Here is a 19,991-nt window from a genome sequence, read left to right as displayed (position 1 = left end):
CTATATTATTTTTGTTTGGAAGACAGTCAAAAAATGTTTTTTTACTGATTAATGGTAGTTAGAAAGTTGACTACTCAACCCATCTTCCTTCTTTAATCAATACTTCTTTTAAACGCCGGAATAATTTAGGATGATAATTAACTGACTGGGGGTGATTATTAGCTTCAGTGGGTGCTAATATATCATTGGATACAATCCATATTTTCTCTTTGTCATTTTTATCTTGATAAATATTAACAACAAAGGATAATGTTCTTCCATCTTCGTTTTGAGATTTATAAACTTCGCCCCTGTAAAAAGGCTTTTTAACTTTTGACATATCCTTGCTCCTTTCAATAGGCATAACTAACTAATTATTTGATTATATTTTTTAAAAGGGGAGTTTAGGACCTTAATCTTAATAAAAGGGGGATAAAATGTGGGCTTATTAGAACAACGTTTAGAAGTGATGAAGGAATGTGGTCTAGAAGTTCGTAACCTTGCAAATAATCGATTTAATGGCTGGTTTGAAGGTAGAGCGATTGTGCAACAATTACATGTTAGTGGAACTGGTTATGTCCCGGGCTCTCTTGTACAAAAAGTAACAAGTGAATTTAATGGATATCTTGATGATTGTAATATGATACCGTTTGAAAAATTTTCAACCGAAAAATTTAGTCGTTTATTGGAGGTAGCTAAGGCAGCCACTGCTCGTTTTTAATTTATGGAATACATTTCCCTAGAATACCGTCATTGTAGAATGGAATAAAAAATAAAAGATTTAAGGATGGGATCGCTATGGTTCCATCCTATTATTATGAAATACGAATAGTCACTTGGCACCACTTTGCATTTCCAAAAAAATCTTATCGCAGCCGTATTCATTTAATTTGTCTAATTGTAGCTTTAAATCCTAGTCTTTAGTTGATACCCTTGCATAACCAATGATTGCCATGTTACTTTCCCTAACTTGTTGTCTAAAAGTCTAATATCTTTTGTACTTTTTATTTTAGACCAACTTTTAGACGACATTAATAGCAATAAAAACAGCAATATAAGATGTTTTTTTTCCTTTGTCCAAAACTTATAACTTTCGGACATTAAGAACCATGTTTTTCTTTATAGAAAAATATTCGTAAGGAGGCTCGTGAAAAGCATGTCTTAGACAAGCGACATGAATAAATGGGTGAATTTTCACTCAAATATGATTTTATAGAATTCATGTAGTTCAATTTTTTTTTCGAATAGAATTACAACATTTAAGAAAAAAGTCCTAGTTAGATGAGTGGGAATGTGCTAATTTGCTATCTTGTGATGGTATAATGAAATTGTTAAAGCTAAGATCGATCTGATATAAAGAGAAGAAAACACACCGATAGATGACATAACAATTTTGAATTCTAATGATGGGGGTGAAACAGATGTTTGATTTTGGAAATGTTAATCCAAAACAACGGGAAGCAATTATTACAACAGAAGGGCCCGTGTTAATTTCAGCAGGGCCAGGCACAGGGAAAACGGCTACATTGGTAAATCGCTTTGCTTACCTTGTAAATGGGAAGAAAGTTTCTCCTAAAAATATAATGGTCTCTACTTTTACCGAAAAAGCTGCAAAAGAAATTATTACCCGAATTTCTACTGTAGTAAATGATTTTGATTTGAACGAGGTATACATAGGTACATTTCATTCAATCTGTTTGCAAATGGTTAGAGATAATCTGGAATATATTCCAAAGGTGAGAAAAAATTTTATCTTGATGGATGACTTTGATCAGAAATATTTCATTTACCAGAATTTATATAGGGAATTTCAAAGTCTAGATAATTTTAAGGTTTTATTTGAAGGTAATATTGGAATATGGACAAAAGCAGAAAAACTCGCTTCGTGGCTCAATGGACTTGCTGAAGAACGAGTTAATCCTTTTGACTTAATTAATGATATAAATCCAGCCATCGTTGCTCTTGGAGAAGCAAAAATCAAATACGATGAATTACTAGAGAGAAAAAATCGGTTAGATTTTGCTACTATTCAAGCGACTACATTAGAATTACTTGAAAAAAATCCAAATGTGTTGAAGATGTACCAAGAACTATTTCAATACATGATGATTGATGAGTATCAAGATACCAATTCAATTCAGGAAAAATTAATTTTCAAATTATCTGCAACTCAAAATATTTGTGTGGTCGGTGATGATGATCAGTCAATGTACAGATTCCGTGGTGCAACGATTGAAAATATCTTAAATTTTAAAAATAAATTCCTTGGAAAAGCTGTTTCAGAAATAAAATTGGTTACTAATTATCGTTCAGCGCCTGAAATTATTAATTTTTATAACAAATGGATGAGTGATTATTCTGCTTCTTTTTTTCAGTGGGATAAGTATCGAATTGAAAAGAATATTATCCCTTCAGGAACAGTTTCCTATAAAAATAAAACATCTCCTGTTTTCAAAATTTCTGGTAATTCAGATGAACAATGGTGTGAACGTCTTCTCAATTTTATCAATGATATAATGAAAAATGGGCAAATAGCTGACTATAATCAAATTGCCTTTTTGTTCCGTTCCGTAAAATCACCACGAGTAAAGCTGTTGTTAAGCTATTTTGAAGAAAACGGAGTAGCAGTATATTCTCCAAGGTCAGATATGTTTTTTGATAGGGAAGAAGTAAAAATAGTTATTGGACTTTTACTTCATCTATTTCCTGAATATGAAGAGAACCTTTTTGAAGAATACCCTGAATGGATGAAAGACCTAGTTAGATATTATGAGTCATGTATTGAATTAGTATACGATTTGCTTGATGATGATCCTGAACTAGAAGAATGGTTGATGTATCGACAAGAGGAACTATCCAAGTTAAAGGGGAACACCGATTATGCTTTCACTCAACTGTTCTATCAAATGTTAAGTTTTGATTACTTCAGGAATATTGTAGACATAGATTTATCATCAGGTATTTCTGATCAAAGGGCGATTCGAAATTTTTCCATCCTAACAAATCTTTTGGCTAAGTTTGAGTACAATGAACGTGTAGACGTTATTTCCAGTGAAAAGAAAATTCGAACTTTGGATAAATTGTTTAAGACCTACTTAAGGTTCTTAATGAAAGGTGGGCTTGATGAATATCAGGATGAGTCTGAGTATGCTCCTAGTGGTTGTGTATCATTCTTAACAATTCATCAATCTAAAGGGATGGAATTCCCAATAGTAATAACTGATTCACTTTATGATCGTCCTGAAAATGAACGAGGTAGTATTTTAGATGATGTATATAACACTTATACATATCGAAATGACTTTGAACCTACTGAATCAATTAAGTTTTTTGATTTTTGGCGTCGTTACTACGTTGCTTTCTCGCGTGCACAAGATTTATTGGTATTATCTACCCCAATAAAAGAAAGCGGGTCATGGCCTTCTCCTAGTGCATCATTTGCAGAGGCATATGATACACTTCAAGATTACTATGAGGATGAACTATCTTTAGACGAATTCGATTTTTCGAGTGTGAAAGTTTCTGAACTGAAACAATCTTATGCTTTTACAGCTGATATCTCAAAATATGAAGCATGTTCATTAGAATATAAAATGTTTCGTGAATTAGGATTCTCTGAAATTCGTGTTGGAGCTACCTTATTTGGTTCCCTTGTTCACCAAACAATAGAAGATGTTCATAATGCCATTCTTCGTGGAGAGGAATCAACAATCGAAAATAATTTGGAGTCATGGTTTGAAGATAATTACATTGGATTAGTCGAGAGCGAACATAGTTACTTAGCTCCGAATTCTAAAAAAGCAGCTTTACAATATGTAAAAAACTATATAGAGGATTCACATGATCAATGGTCGAAGATTCGCGAAACGGAAGTTCAACTCAGTTATCCAATGGAAGGCTACATATTAAATGGAAAAATAGACTTGCTTCAAGGTGAAGGTGATACTGTAGAAATTATTGATTTTAAAACAGATGATAAACTGGCTGATTCCCAACTAGAATTACTAAATAGTTATGAGAAGCAACTTCAAGTATACGCTCATCTAGTTGAAGAAAAATATGGTATAACAGTTTCAAAAATGAAACTATATTATCCAGGAAATCCTAATGATCCAATAATAGAGTTTGAAAAAAATGACCAAAAAATTGGGCGGGTGATTGCTGAATTTTCTGATGTTGTACGCAAAATTCAAAAGTATGAGTATAGTACAAGAAGCAGTGATAAGAAACATTGTTCTAACTGCGATATGCGATTCTATTGTGGGAAAGCAAACCCAAGAAAGTAAGAGGTGATTAACATTGACTAACTTAAGCCAACAAAAACGAAAACGTATGATGGAATTTTTAGATTCAATAAAACAATCAAGCAATGACGAGCAAATAAAAGCTGTCAATGAAATTGAATCTTTTCTGATTGAAAAACGATATGGTCTTGTTTGGGAAGAACATGAAGAAAATGTAGATTTATTGATGGTTAAAAATATTCCTGTTTTCTCAGAAGAAAAATCTTTAAAAATACGTTCGAATTCAAATAAATTAATTAACCATCTATTGATTGGAGATAATCTTCATAGCTTAAGGTTATTACAAAAAACCCACAAGGGCAATGTTGATATGATTTATATTGATCCCCCGTATAATACTGAGTCTGAAGGGTTTTACTATAACGACACTTATGTAGGAAAGGACGATGGTTTTAGTCACTCAAAATGGTTATCCTTAATGGAAAAAAGATTAAGAATCGCCAGAGATTTACTGTCAGATAAGGGATTTATTTTTATAAGTATTGATGATAACGAATATGCACCTTTGAAAATGCTTATGGATGAGATTTTTGGACAGGAAAATTATCAGAAGACTGATTATTTGCAAGTCCGATACGCAGATAAAATTTTAAAACAAGATATGGTATATCATAAACAGATTGAACAAGTCTTGATTTACTCAAAAATACCAGGTACAAAGCCAAACCAGAAGCAGGAAGTCTATGGCTTTGAAAAATTCTCTTATAGTTTTGAAGAAAAAGCAACTCCTGTTAAGACACTTAATCTAGGTGGGAAGAAAGTAGATGTGTTTGAAAAAGGAGACTGGAAGCTAATCAAAGGTGAGGGAAGTGCAGATGGATTGAAAGAAGTGTGGGCTTCTGGGAGCATCTTGAATGGCAACTCATCAGGTAGGTTTGCCAGAGATTATCTTACTGGAAGATCCTCTGAGGATGGCTTAGGGGTTTTGTATAAAGTCTATGGTATTGGGGATGACCAATTTGATTCAAGATATTTTGTTGGTCCGTCAAGGGAAGGTGCAACAAGAATGAAATATTATCAAGGTGTACCAATTGAAAAATTAGATGGAGAAACGAAAGTTTCCAAACCAATCGAAAATTTTTATGATATGGCGGGGGATTTTGGAAATATCGTTCACGAAGGAAAGGTAGAATTTAATGGTGGTAAAAAACCAATTAGACTAATTGATATGTATCTTGATTATTTTTCTGATAAAGATATTACTGTCTTGGATTTTTTTGCTGGATCTGGAACTACTGGTCATGCCGTTTTAAAAAAAAATAGCGTAGATGGCGGGACAAGAAAATTCATTCTTTGTCAATCAGAGGATGGTAATATAGCTATAGGGAAGACCTATCAAAGATTTAAGAATATAGAGGACGATTATGATTTTAATCTGAGCGTATATAGAACAGAATTTATACCAAAATACAGTGTTGAAGAAGTATCTATTAGTGAAAAGCTTTTAGAACACATTGGAGAGATGGCACAATTAAATTTTGGTATCGATTTGGAATCATCCAGGGCATTAAAATTAATATTAAGCGAAGAAGAACTAGATACATATTTCAACAATGAGGAAGTTAAGGACTTTTCATTATTAATTCCATCGTTTGTTTTATTAACAGGTGAGCAAGAAGAATTAGCAAGTGAACGTAATATTCAAATTATTCCTGTCCCAGATTATTACTTTACTGAAGAATTACGAGAGGTGGGAGAATTATGATTCGTTTTCCAAATGGCGAAGGGTTATTCGACTTTCAAAGAGAGGCTTCAGAATGGTTAGTGAATAATTCGGGTTCCGATTCGGATAATCAATTATTGATTATGAAAGCACCGACTGGTTCAGGGAAGACAGTAATTCTGCTTAATTATATAGATGATTATCTGAACTATATCGGGGATAGAACTGTTTTTGTATGGTTATCAATTGGCTCAGGAGAGCTAGAAGAACAATCAAAAGCTAAAATGGATTATTATCTTCCTGACCGAAGCTCAAAAACACTTGAAGATACGTTGTTAACAGGTTTTGAAGCTTGTGATGTAACATTTATCAATTGGGAGTCAGTTACTAAAAAAGGTAATAAAGCTTTGAAATATGGAGAAATGAAAAATATCAAAGACCGTATTGCAGAAGCTCATAAGGCGGGATTGAATTTTATTATAATCGTGGACGAAGAACATCTGAATAAGACAGCAAAAGCCCAAGACTTCATAGATAATTTCTCGGCTGATAACGTAATTCGTGTGTCGGCAACGACAATCAAAAATGATTCGGCTAAAAGTTATGAAATACCCGAGGCGGAAGTAATAGCTAGTGGTCTAATAACTAGTGCGATGTATGTCAATGATGGTGTAGATGTTGCTAAAGCAGATATTAATACTGAATATGAATATCTATTAGATTTAGCAATTTCAAAGAGAAACGAGATACATTCGGAGTATGAGAAATTGAATAAAAAAATTCGGCCACTAGTGTTGATTCAATTCCCTAACGCATCGGAAGATTTAGTCACCCGTGTGGAACACTATCTTGAAGAAAAAGGATATAGTTACAAAAATAATTTCTTAGCAAAATGGCTTGCAGAAGAGAAAATCAATATAGATGGAATTGAAAAAATGAATGCTACTCCTGAATTCCTAATATGTAAACAAGCAATTTCAACAGGTTGGGATTGCCCGAGAGCAAAAATATTAGTGAAATTACGTGAGAATATGACTGAACAGTTCGAAACGCAAACAATTGGTCGTATACGACGGATGCCTGAGGCGAAGCATTATGACAACGATATTCTAGATAATTGCTTTATGTATACCTTTGATGAAGATTATAAAGATGCTATTCTTAATGAAGGAAATGCATTTGAACGGAAAGAAGTTTTTATCAAGCCTGAAGGTAAAGAATTGATTTTAGTAAAACAAGTACGTGATACAGCTTCACAGAACTATGGCCAACGTGAAGTTCGTTCGATTCTTTCAGAGTACTTGGTTAAAAAATATAATTTGAATAAAGATAGAAACTTAGAAGCAAAAGAGTTTAATATGAAAAAATTAGAAGCAGATTCATGGGTGTTTGGAACACAAATTGATAGAATCTATAAAAAAGGAAAATTTGTAAAGCTTTCCGACCTTATTGGCAACGACCCTACGAAACATGCTAGTATTTCATATGAAGTTAATACACACACACATGGTCGAGATGTAATGCATATTATCAATGAGTTGCATGGTATCATTTCAATTAGTGACTCAGTTGTCCGTTCTATTGTAAAGACGCTTTTCCATAAGAAAGAGTATCGTCGTGCGGATAATTTATTGGCGCTAGATAATCGTGAATGGTATGCATTTATCATTAATAATCGTAATAGATTAAAGGAACTGTTTTATGAAGTGAAAAGCCAAGGTCTTCAAGTAAATGAAGATACTGAGCAAATAGCACTAGCTTTCTTTAAGGAAAGGGAGTTTAAGATTCCTTTATCTGAAGTGTATAGATTCGATTCACAAGCAAATCCTCATTTATTTGGGGAAGATTTTGAAAATAATGTTTATGACGGCTATCAGAAAAATATGGTAACAGATAAAACACGTTCTGGAATTGAACAAAAGTTTGAAAATTATTGTGAAGATAATTCAAATGTTGAATGGTTCTACAAAAATGGAGACAAAGGAGATAAATATTTCTCAATCGCTTATCGTGATGGGGTAGGTAAAATCCGTTTATTCTATCCTGACTACATTGTTAAGCTTCAAAATGGAGATATCTGGAGTATAGAAACAAAAGGCGGAGAGCGTTCAGGACAGAGTCAAAATATTGATAAACTAGCGGAGATTAAATTTGATGCATTTAAAGAATATGCACGGCGACATAAAGAAATTAATTGGGGATTTGTTCGTGACCTAAATAACCAGTTATTTATTAATAATACTAAGTATTCAGAAGTAATATATCAATCAGAAGAATGGAAACTATTAAAAGACAATTTCTAATAGTTGACAAATTAAGGCTAGCAAAATTGCTAGCCTTTTCTTCTTGGCATAATAGAAATAGTGTGCTATTCCTGTTTAAGGTATTTAATAATCGTGTGGACATTTACATAAATAGCATTGAAAAAATAGGCATAAATCCTTTACTGGCGAGTCGTGTTGCAGAATTGTCAGACGCGCACGACTCAAAATCGTGACTTAGTTTGGAATGCAGAATTCAAGGATCTACTATAAAGGTAAAGTTAAAACGCTCCGCTGTAAATTGCAGAACGTTTTTTTTGCTAACATATACACCATAAAGCAATAAGATGATCACTTCTGATCAATTTATTTTAGGAACAAACAATAGCAATAATTATATCCTATTTTTACGATTAAAGCCTTAAATGTGTTTTATGTTTCAGGAAAATAACTCACCATTCTCCCTCTTTACAGCGATGCGAATATAATGGGCTGGACAAGCTAATAATGGAGCGGAAAACAAAGAGAGTAGAAGAGGTCTATTATGAACGAATTACTTGAAGCAAAACTAACCATTTCTAAGATTAAAACGCAGCTGCTCGATTTAGCTGGGGAACTGGTTGCAGATGATTTAAAAGATAAGGCGTATGCAATACATAGGATATTGAGGGTTGTGGAGCATATTGAAGAACATGATGTTGGAATAAAGGAGATAATTGCAGAGTTACCGAAATCTAGTTTGAGTTAATTTGTTCTTCTTTGACTAGGTAATGTTTAAGCGAAGTTACTGGCTTGCTTTACCAGAAAAGTTCACAATCAGCCCGTAAATATATGCCCAATAGATATATGCTTTGAAAAAATAATTTCATAGGGTGTTCTTCAATAAGTTTATACAGATGTTTAAAATTTAATTTAATAGTAAGCAGGAATATCAAGTTAAAACACATGGTGGCACAATAGTTAAAAAACTTTGTGTCCCAAGTGATTTGGTCGGAGTTACTTGGTGGCAAGTTGGTGGCAGACTGGTGGCAAAACCAAACATATTGCCACCATTTTCATCTGATTAAATCCTACATAGTAAAAATAAGCCCCTATTATATCAACAATTCCAAACTAAATCTGTTATAATCTGATTCGCTTTACAACCTTGACAGGGTTGGGGTCACTGGTTTAATTAGGCTGTCTCCCATTAGGTGGCAAATGGAACATGAGGAGGCTTGTATAAACCTCTTCAATTGATTAATTACTTAATCTATAAAACAAGAAATCTGGTCACATCTTTGGTCACAACTTGGTCACAGATTAGATGTTTTTATGTTTAATTAGATAAAATTAAATGATATATGACTTATTAAAAGCTGCATTAAACCAAGGCTTTACGGCATTATATTAAACTAAATGGAATCAAATAAGATATCTTCCCACTAACTTCAAAACTGCTTGAGACCTGCGTGCCAGGTCTGGTGGGTTCGATTCCCACGCAGTCCCGCCAACTCAATAATACCAAGGGTTCTAGCGAATTCTTAGCTTACATAGACCAGAGGGCACTCGGTCTTTTTTCTTACGAGTAGTCAATATCTTTTTTTAAGATAGACCGCTATTTTCCTGAATTCCTTACGGTATTTAAAGATTGGGAAGGCAAGGCTGCAATTCAACTATTAAAACTTAATTTATTGCCACATGAATTAGTAAATCTCTCCGAACACGATATACTTCAACATCTTCGTAAAGCTGTTAAACGTGCAGTGGGACTCAGTAAAATAAAAGAACTAAAGCAAGTGGCAGTGGATTCAATTGGCATTCGTGAAGGTTCGGATATGGCTAAATTAGAGCTAAGCACGTTAATAGACAAATATGAACTAATAAAGGAAAAGTTCGAAGAACTGGAAACTAACATAGATAGACTTCTAGAACAAATTCCAGGTGTTGAACAAATGTTGGCTATTAAGGGAATAGGCAAAGAGACAATTGCAGGCTTTTATTCGGAGGTAGGAGACTTAGGTAACTACACCCACCCAAGGCAGATTATCAAACTAGCTGGGCTTAGCCTAAAGGAAAATACATCTGGGAAGCACAAAGGACAAACCAAAATTACAAAGAGAGGAAGGAAGACTTTAAGAGCACTCCATTTTCGAGTAGCTATGCCTTTAGTCGCTAAAAATACTGCTTTTAAAGCATTACACGAGTATTTTACAAAACGCCCAGATAATCCTTTAAAAAAAATGCAATCGTTAATTGCAATATGTAATAAGCTCATACGAATTCTATTTACCATCGGTAAAAAGCAGTGTGAATTTTGTGAAGAACGTATGTTAAGGGACATTCCTCATATGGCGGAATTACAGATAGCAGCTTAAATTTCTTTTAGTAAGATTCATTAGGTAGTAGTTTGATTGTTTTAGACATTTGAAGCACGGATTAGTCAGTAAATCAACTAAAATACGGGCAAGGACCCTGTCGGGCAGCATGAATGACATCCACCTCATGGAAAGGTTGGACGAAGGAATTTTGGAGCAAAGACTCTGTGAGATATGGGAGGGTTGACCTCCATGAGAAATGTGGAGATCCACCAGTGCAACCATATTTTAGCTAGTTATCCAACTTTTGGATAAGGTTGGTTTGGTTAACTATAAGTTTCTTTTTCACTTTGCCCCCAAAATTACCCTTTAGTACACTATAATTCCAATCCTCAAATGGATTCTAAAAACAAACTACTACGAAATTTGGAGAAAACAAGAGGAATCGTGAGATTTTCCTTTCTATATAGAGGGAGTTTAGTTGAAAAATGAAAAGCTAACTTTTAGGTGAATTATATATTGAAACGTGGTATATAGATGCAACTTGCTGGTGAATTTTATTTCAAGGAGGTTATCTAAGTGTATATAACCAATAGAGAGGTGTATTCAAAAGAAAACACTTCTTTAAGTTCATATGAAATTATCGATGCAGATTGGAATGACGAATTTGGGCTAGTTGTAATTTTACAAGAAAAAGAAGAATTTAAAGTTGTTTATAACGATAATACTTTTATTCCTAATATTGAATTATATTATCCAATCATAAGGTGGATTGATAATGATACACTTGTGATTGCGAATCCAAGGACCGAGTCAAATGAAGATAATGTCTTTATTTTCAATTTATTAGGTACTATCTTAGGTTCATTTAACTGTGGGGATGGCATTGAGGACTTAGAGGTTAGTAAAGAAGGTATTTGGATTAGTTATTTTGATGAAGGTGTATTTGGAACAGGTTTATCAACAGAGGGTTTAGTTTTAGTCGATTTTTCTGGCAATGTCATTTTTAGGTTCCATTCCGACTTATTAAATGCACCATCAATAGAAGATTGTTACGCAATATGCAAAGGTCAAGGTAACACCATATGGCTATTCCCTTATATGGAATTTCCTTTGGTACAGGTTTTTCCAGAATCAAGAATAGTTAAATCATACAAAGTTCCAAAAAAATTACACGGTTCGAGTGCGATATGCGTAAGAGGTAAGTATTCTTATTTTTATAATAGTTATAGTTCAGATGGAGAGTTAATTTGTTGGGAGATTGGAAAGAAACAAGTGCAATCGATAGGAAATTTTAACGGGGTTACAAGAGGGTTAGGCAACAGTGAAATTAATCATTTTATCTCTATATCTGAGGAAACTATAAAATTACTTAGAATACATAACGTTGATGAATACAACTTTTCCTAATTCAACGAACGGGTGCAAGAGTTAAAGAACGGGGATCGCTGCGTCTATCCTTTTTTGTTATTGTGCTAACGAAGCAGTTTAGTTCAATAATAAGTGGTAAAATACAAATAAAATAATCATATATTGGGATGAGTAAATGGAAATAACAAATGAAGTTTTGGATAAAGTATTTTTCAATGATGGAAGTCTAAGGGATATTTACGTTGTTGACGTTAATTTATCCGATTGGCAAAAATTTTTTGATTGGATTCGCACTTCTACTTGGGATATTGTTTTTTACAAGGATGGGCACGTAACATTTGAAACTGATGTTGCCCATTTTTTTGAGGAAAAGGATAACCACCATATTTTAATGTCTATTAACACTAATGGTGTTTTGATTAATTGTCATTTCTTTTCAGAAGACGAGATAGAATTCGATATTGACCCAAAAGAAGTTAAGAGTAAATCTAAGGCTGATGATGTTTTTGAATTTATGAAAAATCTATCTAAGATTCTTGATAAAGAAAGTATTCTTACCGGAGAAAACTCACCCGAATATCCTTTGGTCACAGTTAATCCAGATGGAACTTTGATTATAAGTGCTTGTTGAACTAACGGGTGCTTTAGTTTAACATGAAAAGTCGATTTCTTAACGTACAGGCAGTCGACTTTTTTTGATGTAACCGCAGCATCCCCTAGCTTACTTCCTGTAATTTAGTTTGTAAGCTGGCGCTGATCTACTTCAATTCCTTCGCTTACTTACAACATTTTGCAGACCATTCATTCAATTTAGTTTGATAATTTTGGTAAGCATTCGTACAATCTGCTGAATGTACTCCACCTTCGCATGAAGCAGCGTGCTTGGTTTGCCAATCAGCTTGTGCGCTTGTAACTAGATCATACAATGTTTTACATTCTCCAATTGTTTTTTCGCAATCCATTGGTTTGCCTCCTTCATGAATTTTCATAGAATTGATATTATCATTCTCATTTTGATTATTAGGTATTCATCGCTTACTCAATGGAATCGTTCATATTCACGCTATACGCCATCGTTTTTCAACATCCGAGGTTTTTTTATACTAGACCGAAGCAGAACACCTTAGAAACGATTCTCGTGGCAGCTTGTAAATAAAAAAAGACCTTATTCAGGTCGGGGGCATTTTTTGAAGAAATCTCTAATCTCATCAATAGATAAACCCATTTCTCTAGCTAGCAAAATCATCTCTACCCATTCTTTGTCCATGGTTTTTTCACTAATCGATTCACTTGACATGTGACCTCCGAATAATTCAGCCATCTTAGCGCTAATTAGTATGTATTGCTTAAGATAATAGTCCTAGTCCAATTTTAATACATATACGAAGTGGAAATAAACACTAAAAAATCCAAAATTTACGACAATGCTTGCTATAATGCGACGGTAAAAAAAAGAAGCTGAAACAATGGCAGCTCCAGATTCCTGTAATAATGTTTGCAAACTGGCGATGATCCACTTCAATTCCTTTACCTTGCCTTCTTAAACTAACGAAGCAGTTTAATGGAATAAGGAATTTTACCATAACTAGGTTAATAACATTAAGGATTATAATATGGGGAATATAAATTTGTTGGAATTAAGATTATAAGGATTTCAGCTTTAGCTTGGAATCCCTTTTAAATTATAATTTATTCGTATTTTGAAGTGTTTTAGTAGTATAATAGTATTGGTATTTCTACAGATATTTACAAAAAGGGGATAATTCATGAAGAAATTAACCTACATATTTATGGCGTTTTTATTAGTTTTCCTTGCAGCTTGTTCATCAAATGAAACAACTGGCAAAGAGGAAAATGCTGAAACAAAGATAGAAGGAAAAAAAAAGGAACAGGGTGTAGCTGAGGCTAAAGAAAAGGCAGAAAAATCGAATAGTAAAAGCGGAGTCAGTCCAAGCGTTCCTGCCACTAGTACACCAACGATAACAAGTGTTAATGGTGACTTTGACTACAGTAAATATACTCTAATTGTAGTAGATGGCGGAGCTATGTCAGGTTCTAGAAAGCCGAATGTAAGAGTTGATGTTGGGTATGGTGACAGGGACTATTGGGCTTTTACAAATGAATACGGACAGCTAATTCGTGTTGAAGCAAAAAATATAACTCTCCAAAATCCAAATACTGAACATGTTTTATCGTCTGGTAGATACTATTCTGATGAAGCAAAGGTTCCCGGTACAGAGGGTCAAGAATTAGATGAAGGGCATGTGATTGCTGACTCACTTGGGGGAGTATCTAACGCATATAACATTACACCTCAAGACAGCATTCTCAATAGGCACGGCGATCAAGCTTATATGGAAAAAGTGATTCGGGATGCAGGAGGTTGTACAGATTTCGTAGCAGTGATTCAATATCCAAATACTCAGACGCAAATTCCTAACCATTATAAATTCACTTACAAAATTCAGGGCAGAACCATTACAGATGAATTTGACAATGTAAACCCAGATGAAGTGAACAAAAATTTAGGGGAAACGACAGGTACGAGCAGTACCCCACCGAAACCAGACAATGTACCAGCAAACGAAACGGTAAGTAGTAATGAAGATGTTAGTAAGGTGGATACCAATCATAATGGAAGTGTTACGATCGCTGAAGCCAAAGCTGCTGGCTTTAAAATGCCAATTACGCGTGATTCATGGCTCTATAAATATATGGACGATCGGGATGGTGATGGACTAGTAGGTGAGTAAACAAATCGGCTATATAAACATATAACACAATAATGAAGAAAGGCTGCTATTTTTGGCGGCTTTTTTCTTGTTGTACTAACGAAGCAGGATAGTAGAATAAGAATTCATCTTAGGGAACAATAAAATGAGGTGTATTCTATGAAAACATACTTTATCTTAGTGTCAGTATTTATACTCTTTTCTGTGCCAAAAAGTGTAAGTGCAACAGACGAAGGATATGAAGTGGTATTGAAGCTAACTAAAGAAGATATAGTATTGTATGCTAAGGAAGTAAACGGCTTATATCGAGACTTTAAAATTCATTTCAAGGGAGAATTTTACTCAAGACCTTTTTGGTTAAGCGTTGCAAATAATCCCACTTATGCACCACAAATTTATTATGAAGACATCAATAAAGATAAAAAGAAAGAGTTAATCATAATTCTGAATAAAGGCTATGGAACTGGTGTATTACAGGAAGAGGTTTATGTCTATAGATATATCAATGGATTAATTGATGTTATTGTCGATAATCCTTTAGCAATTATCTATAAAAATATAAAAACAAAATTAACTACTGAAAAGCAGAAATCATTTTGGGGGACAAAGTATCCATTATCGATACTAAGTCAATAGAACCATCGCATATATTTGAGAATATAGGATTTGGCAGCATTATTGATTACGAAGTAATTAACAAAAATCTAATGGTCAGAGTAAGTGGTCAAATAACGCCAGCGATGTCTGTTGGAGATATTATCATTACTTATGAATACCGTGATAAAATGTATCAAGCGAAAGCAATTGAATTTATAACGGATATTAATAAAAACCCCTTTTATGGTCCAGTGAAACATTAAGCGATCTTCAACTAACTGGGGGCTATCATTTAAGAATAGGCTGCTAATTATGGCAGACTATTTTTCTTGAACTAACGAAGCAGGTTAGCATTCCTGTAGATCGTTATTTTTTGACTTTGAAAAAAATAGGGTCCCTCAGTAAGATATGAGTATAGACACCACTCTAACTCAAAACCTTAAGGAGGAACCCCTAATATGAAGTTTAAAATGCAAGACAAACAAAATCAACTAATAGAAAGAATTTCCGATACACATCTTATTGTTGGTGTGGATATCGCTCAACAACTACATGTTGCAAGAGCAGTTAATTTTCGTGGAATTGTAGTCGGAGAACCTCTTAAATTTGAAAATAATGAAGAGGGGTTCGTTAAACTATTAAACTGGATTCAAGATTTAAAAAGACTAAAAAACTTAGATGCAGCAATAGTAGGTATGGAGCCTACAGGTCATTACTGGATTAACCTATCAAAATGGTTATATAACCAAAACATTGAGGTAGTAACAGTCAATCCCCACTTAGTAAAAAGGAATAAAGAGAATCGTGATAATACACAATCAAAGAGTGATAAAAAAGATGCACTAGTTATCGCAGATATGGTCAAAAACAGCTACTATTCTTTTATTCGTCCATCCTCAGAATCATTTGAGAAACTTAGAGTTCTAATGTCTAACCGTGATGTGATTGTAAAACGTCTCGTAATGTCTATAAATCAAATAAATCGATGGGTGGATGTTGTCTTTCCAGAGTTGCGACATGTGTTTAACGATGTTTCGTGCAAAGGAGCAATCGCAACCCTTCGTTTGTTTCCAACTCCAGATGAAATATCTTCAATGGAGTCAATGTCCAGAGGGGATGGAAGTCATTAATGAAAAGGCAACCAGGACCTAAAAAAGCTCAATTACTGATCAATCTAGCAAAAACTTCTATTGGAACTGGACAAGCACTTGATGCTTATAAATTCCATCTAGAACAATTATTAGAAGAATATGACCTCGCTGTAAAACAACTCGAAAGAGTTGAACAACAAGTTAAAGAAGTCATCAATAAAATACCATTTGCTAAAAAACTACTTACGATAAAAGGAATAAGTGAAATTTCATTAGCTGGGATACTAGGTGAGTCCGGAGATTTAAGTGGATTCTCCCACGGAAACGCTCTATTACGTCATGCAGGATTACATCTAGCTGAAGCAAGTTCAGGCAAATGGAAAGGTCAGATTGTCATTTCAAAGCGTGGAAGATCAAGACTCCGACGCTTCCTGTACTTAGCAACTATGAGCCTTGTGATGAATAACCCTGAATTTAAAGCGGTCCATTCCCATAATGTGAAGGTCAAGAAGATAAAGAAGATGAAATCAATTATGAAACTGATCGGTAAACTAGCAAGGATTTTTGTAGGAATAGCACGACGAAACGAGTCCTACTGTCCTAATAAAATTCAAGAATTAATCCCTTTAGCTACTTAAAAATAAAACACTATTTTATAAAATATTTCATTTGAAAAATTGACTTTAATTTTGAATGTTGTCTTATTCGTAGGATTTCGAAAATGTACGGAGTACCAGGTTTATTCAACAAAAGGGCACTGTGACCCATCAGGTTAGCATAACTGGCCTCCACCCCTTGGATAGACATGACGAAGGAATGAGAGGGCAATTGACCCGTTGAGACATGGGAGGGAAAGCCTCCAGGGGCGGCGTGGAGATGTACATTATATGGTAAAATATGGAGTGGTAGCTGACTCCTTTATTTATCTATGCCTTCACGAAGCCAAAATGATCAGAACTCATTTCAATTACCCGTAAATCCAATTACAAGGGCTATGAAATCCTGCGAATAAGTGAGCATTCGAGAGATATTCGTATCAAACTGAGGGAGTTCAATGTAAGCATAAGGCGTTTTCGGGTAACAGTGTTGGCAAGGAAGATGCAAATTCTCTGGTTACTGATTGTAAAAGAATAAACGCAACTGGATATTTAATGGTTTGCTCTTTCTTCAGGTTTGATTCAAGTTTATAAAGAATTATCAAATGATGATTTTGTGATTGATTACTGGGATGAAGTAAGACTGGAAGATAGGTTATTGAAGCCTTGCAATTTTTCTTTAATTGAACAATTTTTTCCGAAAAGCTCAAAAAATGTGGGATGGAGAATTTATTACACCGATTCGCCGTTATTTTGGGCAGCTAATTATAGGCGAGCATTTTTTTATTTATCATCAAGGTTAAGTATTCTTTTAATACAGTGAAATATATTGAGCAAATTTATTCTTATGTAGAAAAAACTTATAAAGAGCTACAAGAAGAAACAGGCATGAAAGGAATAGATCTTCAATTAAGAGCGATTTATTATGATGATAAACATTCCAATTATTATGCATTTGCTGATTTTTTAGCTGATGAAAAGAGTGCACCTAATAACCCTTTTGAACGATTGGAATTAAGTAATCATTTAAAAGAGGTTCTTGAGGAAAGATTATCTAATTGGATTGAGGTAGATGAAGGTGTTCTTCCTTTAGAATGGGATGTTAAAGTCTATTTTGAGAAAGGGCATTACAGTGACAGCTACGATCGCCATGCAAAAAAGTATTATACACCTTATTTGGAGAATTTTAAGAATGAGTACACGAGATAGTAATTAATGATTTTTGAAGAGAGCTTATAAATAAGCTCTCTTTTTTACCGCGCCTGCCCACCTAATTTACGTTAAAAAGCTCCCCCAAATGTCCCCCAATTCGTTGGGGGAGAATACATTATTCTACAAAGCTGAATATAATTAAAAAACCCTAGAACCTTTGATATATCAAGGTTTCTAGGGTTTTTAATTACGCTATTTACAAAGCGTATTAATTAACGTGAGTAGAACTCAACTATTAATATATAAAAAAACCATATAGTTAAGCAATAGGCTTGCAGATTACAAACTTGAGTTTAGTGACCTTTAAATATAATATTAATCTTTCCCTCTTGTATATCCTCTTACTGGGGTTCCATCCTTTCTTAAGTAAGAAGGAACCTGATGCTTAATTGGTGACTTACGAGTATAGTCATCTTCATTAATAGGTGATATACGGGTATATTCATCTTTAATTTGTATATTCGGTGTAGGTTCGGGAGATTGTTGAATTACTCCAGATTCTTTATTTTTTGGCTTTTTACTAGTACTGGTATTAATGATAGTGGAAGAAATGCGTATTGCAGCAGAAATTATTATTTCAGCCTTGTTATCTTTTACATATTGTCCTATTGGAGAATTTACTATCGCTTTTCCCATTTTTGTTAACCAACTATTCATTTTTGAGTTATTTTGTTTTAGCACTTGTTGCTGCCTATTTGAAATTTCATATAATTGCTTTTCAATCTCTAATTCCTTTTCTTTTCTTAATCTTTCCACTTGTTTCTCAAAGGATTCTTTTACATAAGTATCATAGTTGAATTGATTCCATGGTCTTACTTTCTTTATTGTATCCCTTGCATTTTGTTTTGCCTTTTTTACTGCAGATGCTCTAGGTCCAGTTAGCTGATTGGCAACTTTGCGTAGATATTTATCGCTAAATTTTATTATTTCTTGGTGTTTGATAGAAGGAGTTAGAATAACCTTTTTGGGGTATTTATTTTTTATTTGATTTAATTTATTAAGTTGTTTTTCTGTTAATTTTTTCTCATCAGATAATACATTATAAAAATCATAAAAGGGAATACTTCCTTCGTGACTCCATACCTTTTCAAGTTGATTAAGAAGATAATCTGCCCTACCTGTTTTAATATCAGGACCTGCTATACATTTGTAGAAATTACCAACCTTGATTATGTGAAGTATATCCGCTTTAGAACTGGAATCGGGATTTACAAAAGTGAAAACTACATTCCCGTTATTCTTCATAGAGTTGTACTCATAACATACAATCCACTCAGCAATATGACCTTTCCACTGACTATAGTTAAAACTGCAACCATCATTTGTTGAAAGGTATTTAAACGTATCCAAAGGGGATGTGGTTTTATTGACCATTTGATTCAATGTTTCTTCGTGATATTTATGTGGCTGTGCATAACGGTTAATTGCTGTTTTTACAATACTTCTAAACTCAATAGGAATTGAATATGATTGTGTAAAAAATGGTAAAAGTTCATCTATATCCAAACAATTCCTCTCCATACCTAATCCCACCTATTTTATTTATGTTTAAAGATTATTGGCTTGTTTTTTTATTGCTCTACGTAGAAAATTAACTCAATCCCCAATCAATCTTACATAAATAGAAGATTAAGTTAGTAACCTTTTACTTTATATTTTACCATAAGTTTCCTATTTTGAAATTAGAGTTTTTTCATTAATGTTATTGGAGGGGGAATGAACTTGTAATCTAAATTAAGGTGCCATGCTTGGTGCCCAAATTTTTAAAATTACCAATTACAAGAAAACACTTGTAAGAAAGAAACGTTGATTTAACAGTATTTCAAGGTACATGAAGATACCATAAAAACAGGTGTCAGCAAACTTCAAAACTGCTTGAGACCTGCGT

At 33.8% G+C, this 19,991-nt stretch carries 15 protein-coding genes and 2 pseudogenes; 13 read left to right on the top strand and 4 right to left on the bottom strand.

Features of this window, described 5'->3' with window-relative positions; translation table 11 throughout:
* Window positions 1–70: 70 nt before the first annotated feature.
* Window positions 71–319 carry a hypothetical protein gene (locus QUG14_RS03960; RefSeq protein ID WP_289339241.1) on the bottom strand — a complete coding sequence of 83 codons (249 nt, stop codon included), beginning with the start codon at window positions 317–319 and terminating at the stop codon, window positions 71–73.
* A gap of 99 nt (window positions 320–418) precedes the next feature.
* Here QUG14_RS03960 and QUG14_RS03955 point away from each other — a divergent pair, with 99 nt between their 5' ends.
* From QUG14_RS03955 to QUG14_RS03915, 8 genes and pseudogenes are all read left to right on the top strand, one after another.
* A complete protein-coding gene (locus tag QUG14_RS03955) occupies window positions 419–700 on the top strand; it encodes a hypothetical protein (protein WP_289339240.1) in 282 nt (93 codons plus the stop codon).
* Window positions 701–1,400: 700 nt separating this feature from the next.
* Window positions 1,401–4,265, top strand: coding sequence for an ATP-dependent helicase (locus QUG14_RS03945; protein WP_289339239.1), 2,865 nt, complete (start codon window positions 1,401–1,403; stop codon window positions 4,263–4,265).
* A 13-nt stretch (window positions 4,266–4,278) separates the two neighbouring features.
* Window positions 4,279–5,988: a site-specific DNA-methyltransferase gene (locus tag QUG14_RS03940; RefSeq protein WP_289339238.1), complete on the top strand. Its 1,710-nt coding sequence runs from the start codon at window positions 4,279–4,281 to the stop codon at window positions 5,986–5,988.
* The gene (locus tag QUG14_RS03935; protein ID WP_289339237.1) at window positions 5,985–8,249 is read left to right on the top strand and encodes a DEAD/DEAH box helicase; all 2,265 of its coding nucleotides are present in this window, start codon (window positions 5,985–5,987) and stop codon (window positions 8,247–8,249) included. Before QUG14_RS03940 ends, QUG14_RS03935 begins: the two co-directional genes overlap by 4 nt.
* Window positions 8,250–8,751: 502 nt before the next feature.
* A complete protein-coding gene (locus QUG14_RS03930) occupies window positions 8,752–8,955 on the top strand; it encodes a hypothetical protein (protein ID WP_289339236.1) in 204 nt (67 codons plus the stop codon).
* An 841-nt stretch (window positions 8,956–9,796) separates the two neighbouring features.
* Window positions 9,797–10,564, top strand: a pseudogene (locus QUG14_RS03925) (transposase); the annotation flags it as partial.
* A 519-nt stretch (window positions 10,565–11,083) separates the two neighbouring features.
* Window positions 11,084–11,914: a TetR family transcriptional regulator gene (locus QUG14_RS03920; RefSeq protein WP_289339235.1), complete on the top strand. Its 831-nt coding sequence runs from the start codon at window positions 11,084–11,086 to the stop codon at window positions 11,912–11,914.
* A gap of 136 nt (window positions 11,915–12,050) precedes the next feature.
* The gene (locus QUG14_RS03915) at window positions 12,051–12,506 is read left to right on the top strand and encodes a hypothetical protein (RefSeq protein ID WP_289339234.1); all 456 of its coding nucleotides are present in this window, start codon (window positions 12,051–12,053) and stop codon (window positions 12,504–12,506) included.
* 145 nt (window positions 12,507–12,651) lie between these two features.
* On the opposite strand, the gene QUG14_RS03910 is transcribed toward QUG14_RS03915, so the two are convergent.
* Window positions 12,652–12,837, bottom strand: coding sequence for a hypothetical protein (locus tag QUG14_RS03910; RefSeq protein WP_289339233.1), 186 nt, complete (start codon window positions 12,835–12,837; stop codon window positions 12,652–12,654).
* Window positions 12,838–13,040: 203 nt separating this feature from the next.
* Complete coding sequence (locus tag QUG14_RS03905; protein WP_289339232.1) at window positions 13,041–13,172, bottom strand: anti-repressor SinI family protein; 132 nt, start codon at window positions 13,170–13,172, stop codon at window positions 13,041–13,043.
* Between the two features lie 469 nt (window positions 13,173–13,641).
* Between QUG14_RS03905 and QUG14_RS03900 the strand changes: the two genes are divergently transcribed.
* From QUG14_RS03900 to QUG14_RS03880, 5 genes and pseudogenes are all read left to right on the top strand, one after another.
* Window positions 13,642–14,628, top strand: a complete 987-nt coding sequence (locus QUG14_RS03900) for a DNA/RNA non-specific endonuclease (RefSeq protein ID WP_289339231.1) — start codon at window positions 13,642–13,644, stop codon at window positions 14,626–14,628.
* A 138-nt stretch (window positions 14,629–14,766) separates the two neighbouring features.
* Window positions 14,767–15,243: a hypothetical protein gene (locus tag QUG14_RS03895; RefSeq protein WP_289339230.1), complete on the top strand. Its 477-nt coding sequence runs from the start codon at window positions 14,767–14,769 to the stop codon at window positions 15,241–15,243.
* Complete coding sequence (locus QUG14_RS03890; RefSeq protein WP_289339229.1) at window positions 15,204–15,467, top strand: hypothetical protein; 264 nt, start codon at window positions 15,204–15,206, stop codon at window positions 15,465–15,467. Before QUG14_RS03895 ends, QUG14_RS03890 begins: the two co-directional genes overlap by 40 nt.
* A 195-nt stretch (window positions 15,468–15,662) precedes the next feature.
* Window positions 15,663–16,933: pseudogene (locus QUG14_RS03885) on the top strand (IS110 family RNA-guided transposase).
* 846 nt (window positions 16,934–17,779) lie between these two features.
* On the top strand, window positions 17,780–18,100 hold the full coding sequence (locus tag QUG14_RS03880; RefSeq protein WP_289339228.1) for a hypothetical protein: 321 nt from the start codon (window positions 17,780–17,782) through the stop codon (window positions 18,098–18,100).
* A 318-nt stretch (window positions 18,101–18,418) separates the two neighbouring features.
* Here QUG14_RS03880 and QUG14_RS03875 read toward each other — a convergent pair whose 3' ends face one another.
* Window positions 18,419–19,609: a hypothetical protein gene (locus QUG14_RS03875; RefSeq protein ID WP_289339227.1), complete on the bottom strand. Its 1,191-nt coding sequence runs from the start codon at window positions 19,607–19,609 to the stop codon at window positions 18,419–18,421.
* Window positions 19,610–19,991 lie beyond the last annotated feature (382 nt).

Source organism: Neobacillus sp. CF12, assembly GCF_030348765.1.
Lineage (GTDB): Bacteria > Bacillota > Bacilli > Bacillales > Cytobacillaceae > Neobacillus.
The sequence above is the reverse complement of the archived record's forward strand: the minus strand, read 5'-3'. Positions and strand labels throughout refer to the sequence as shown.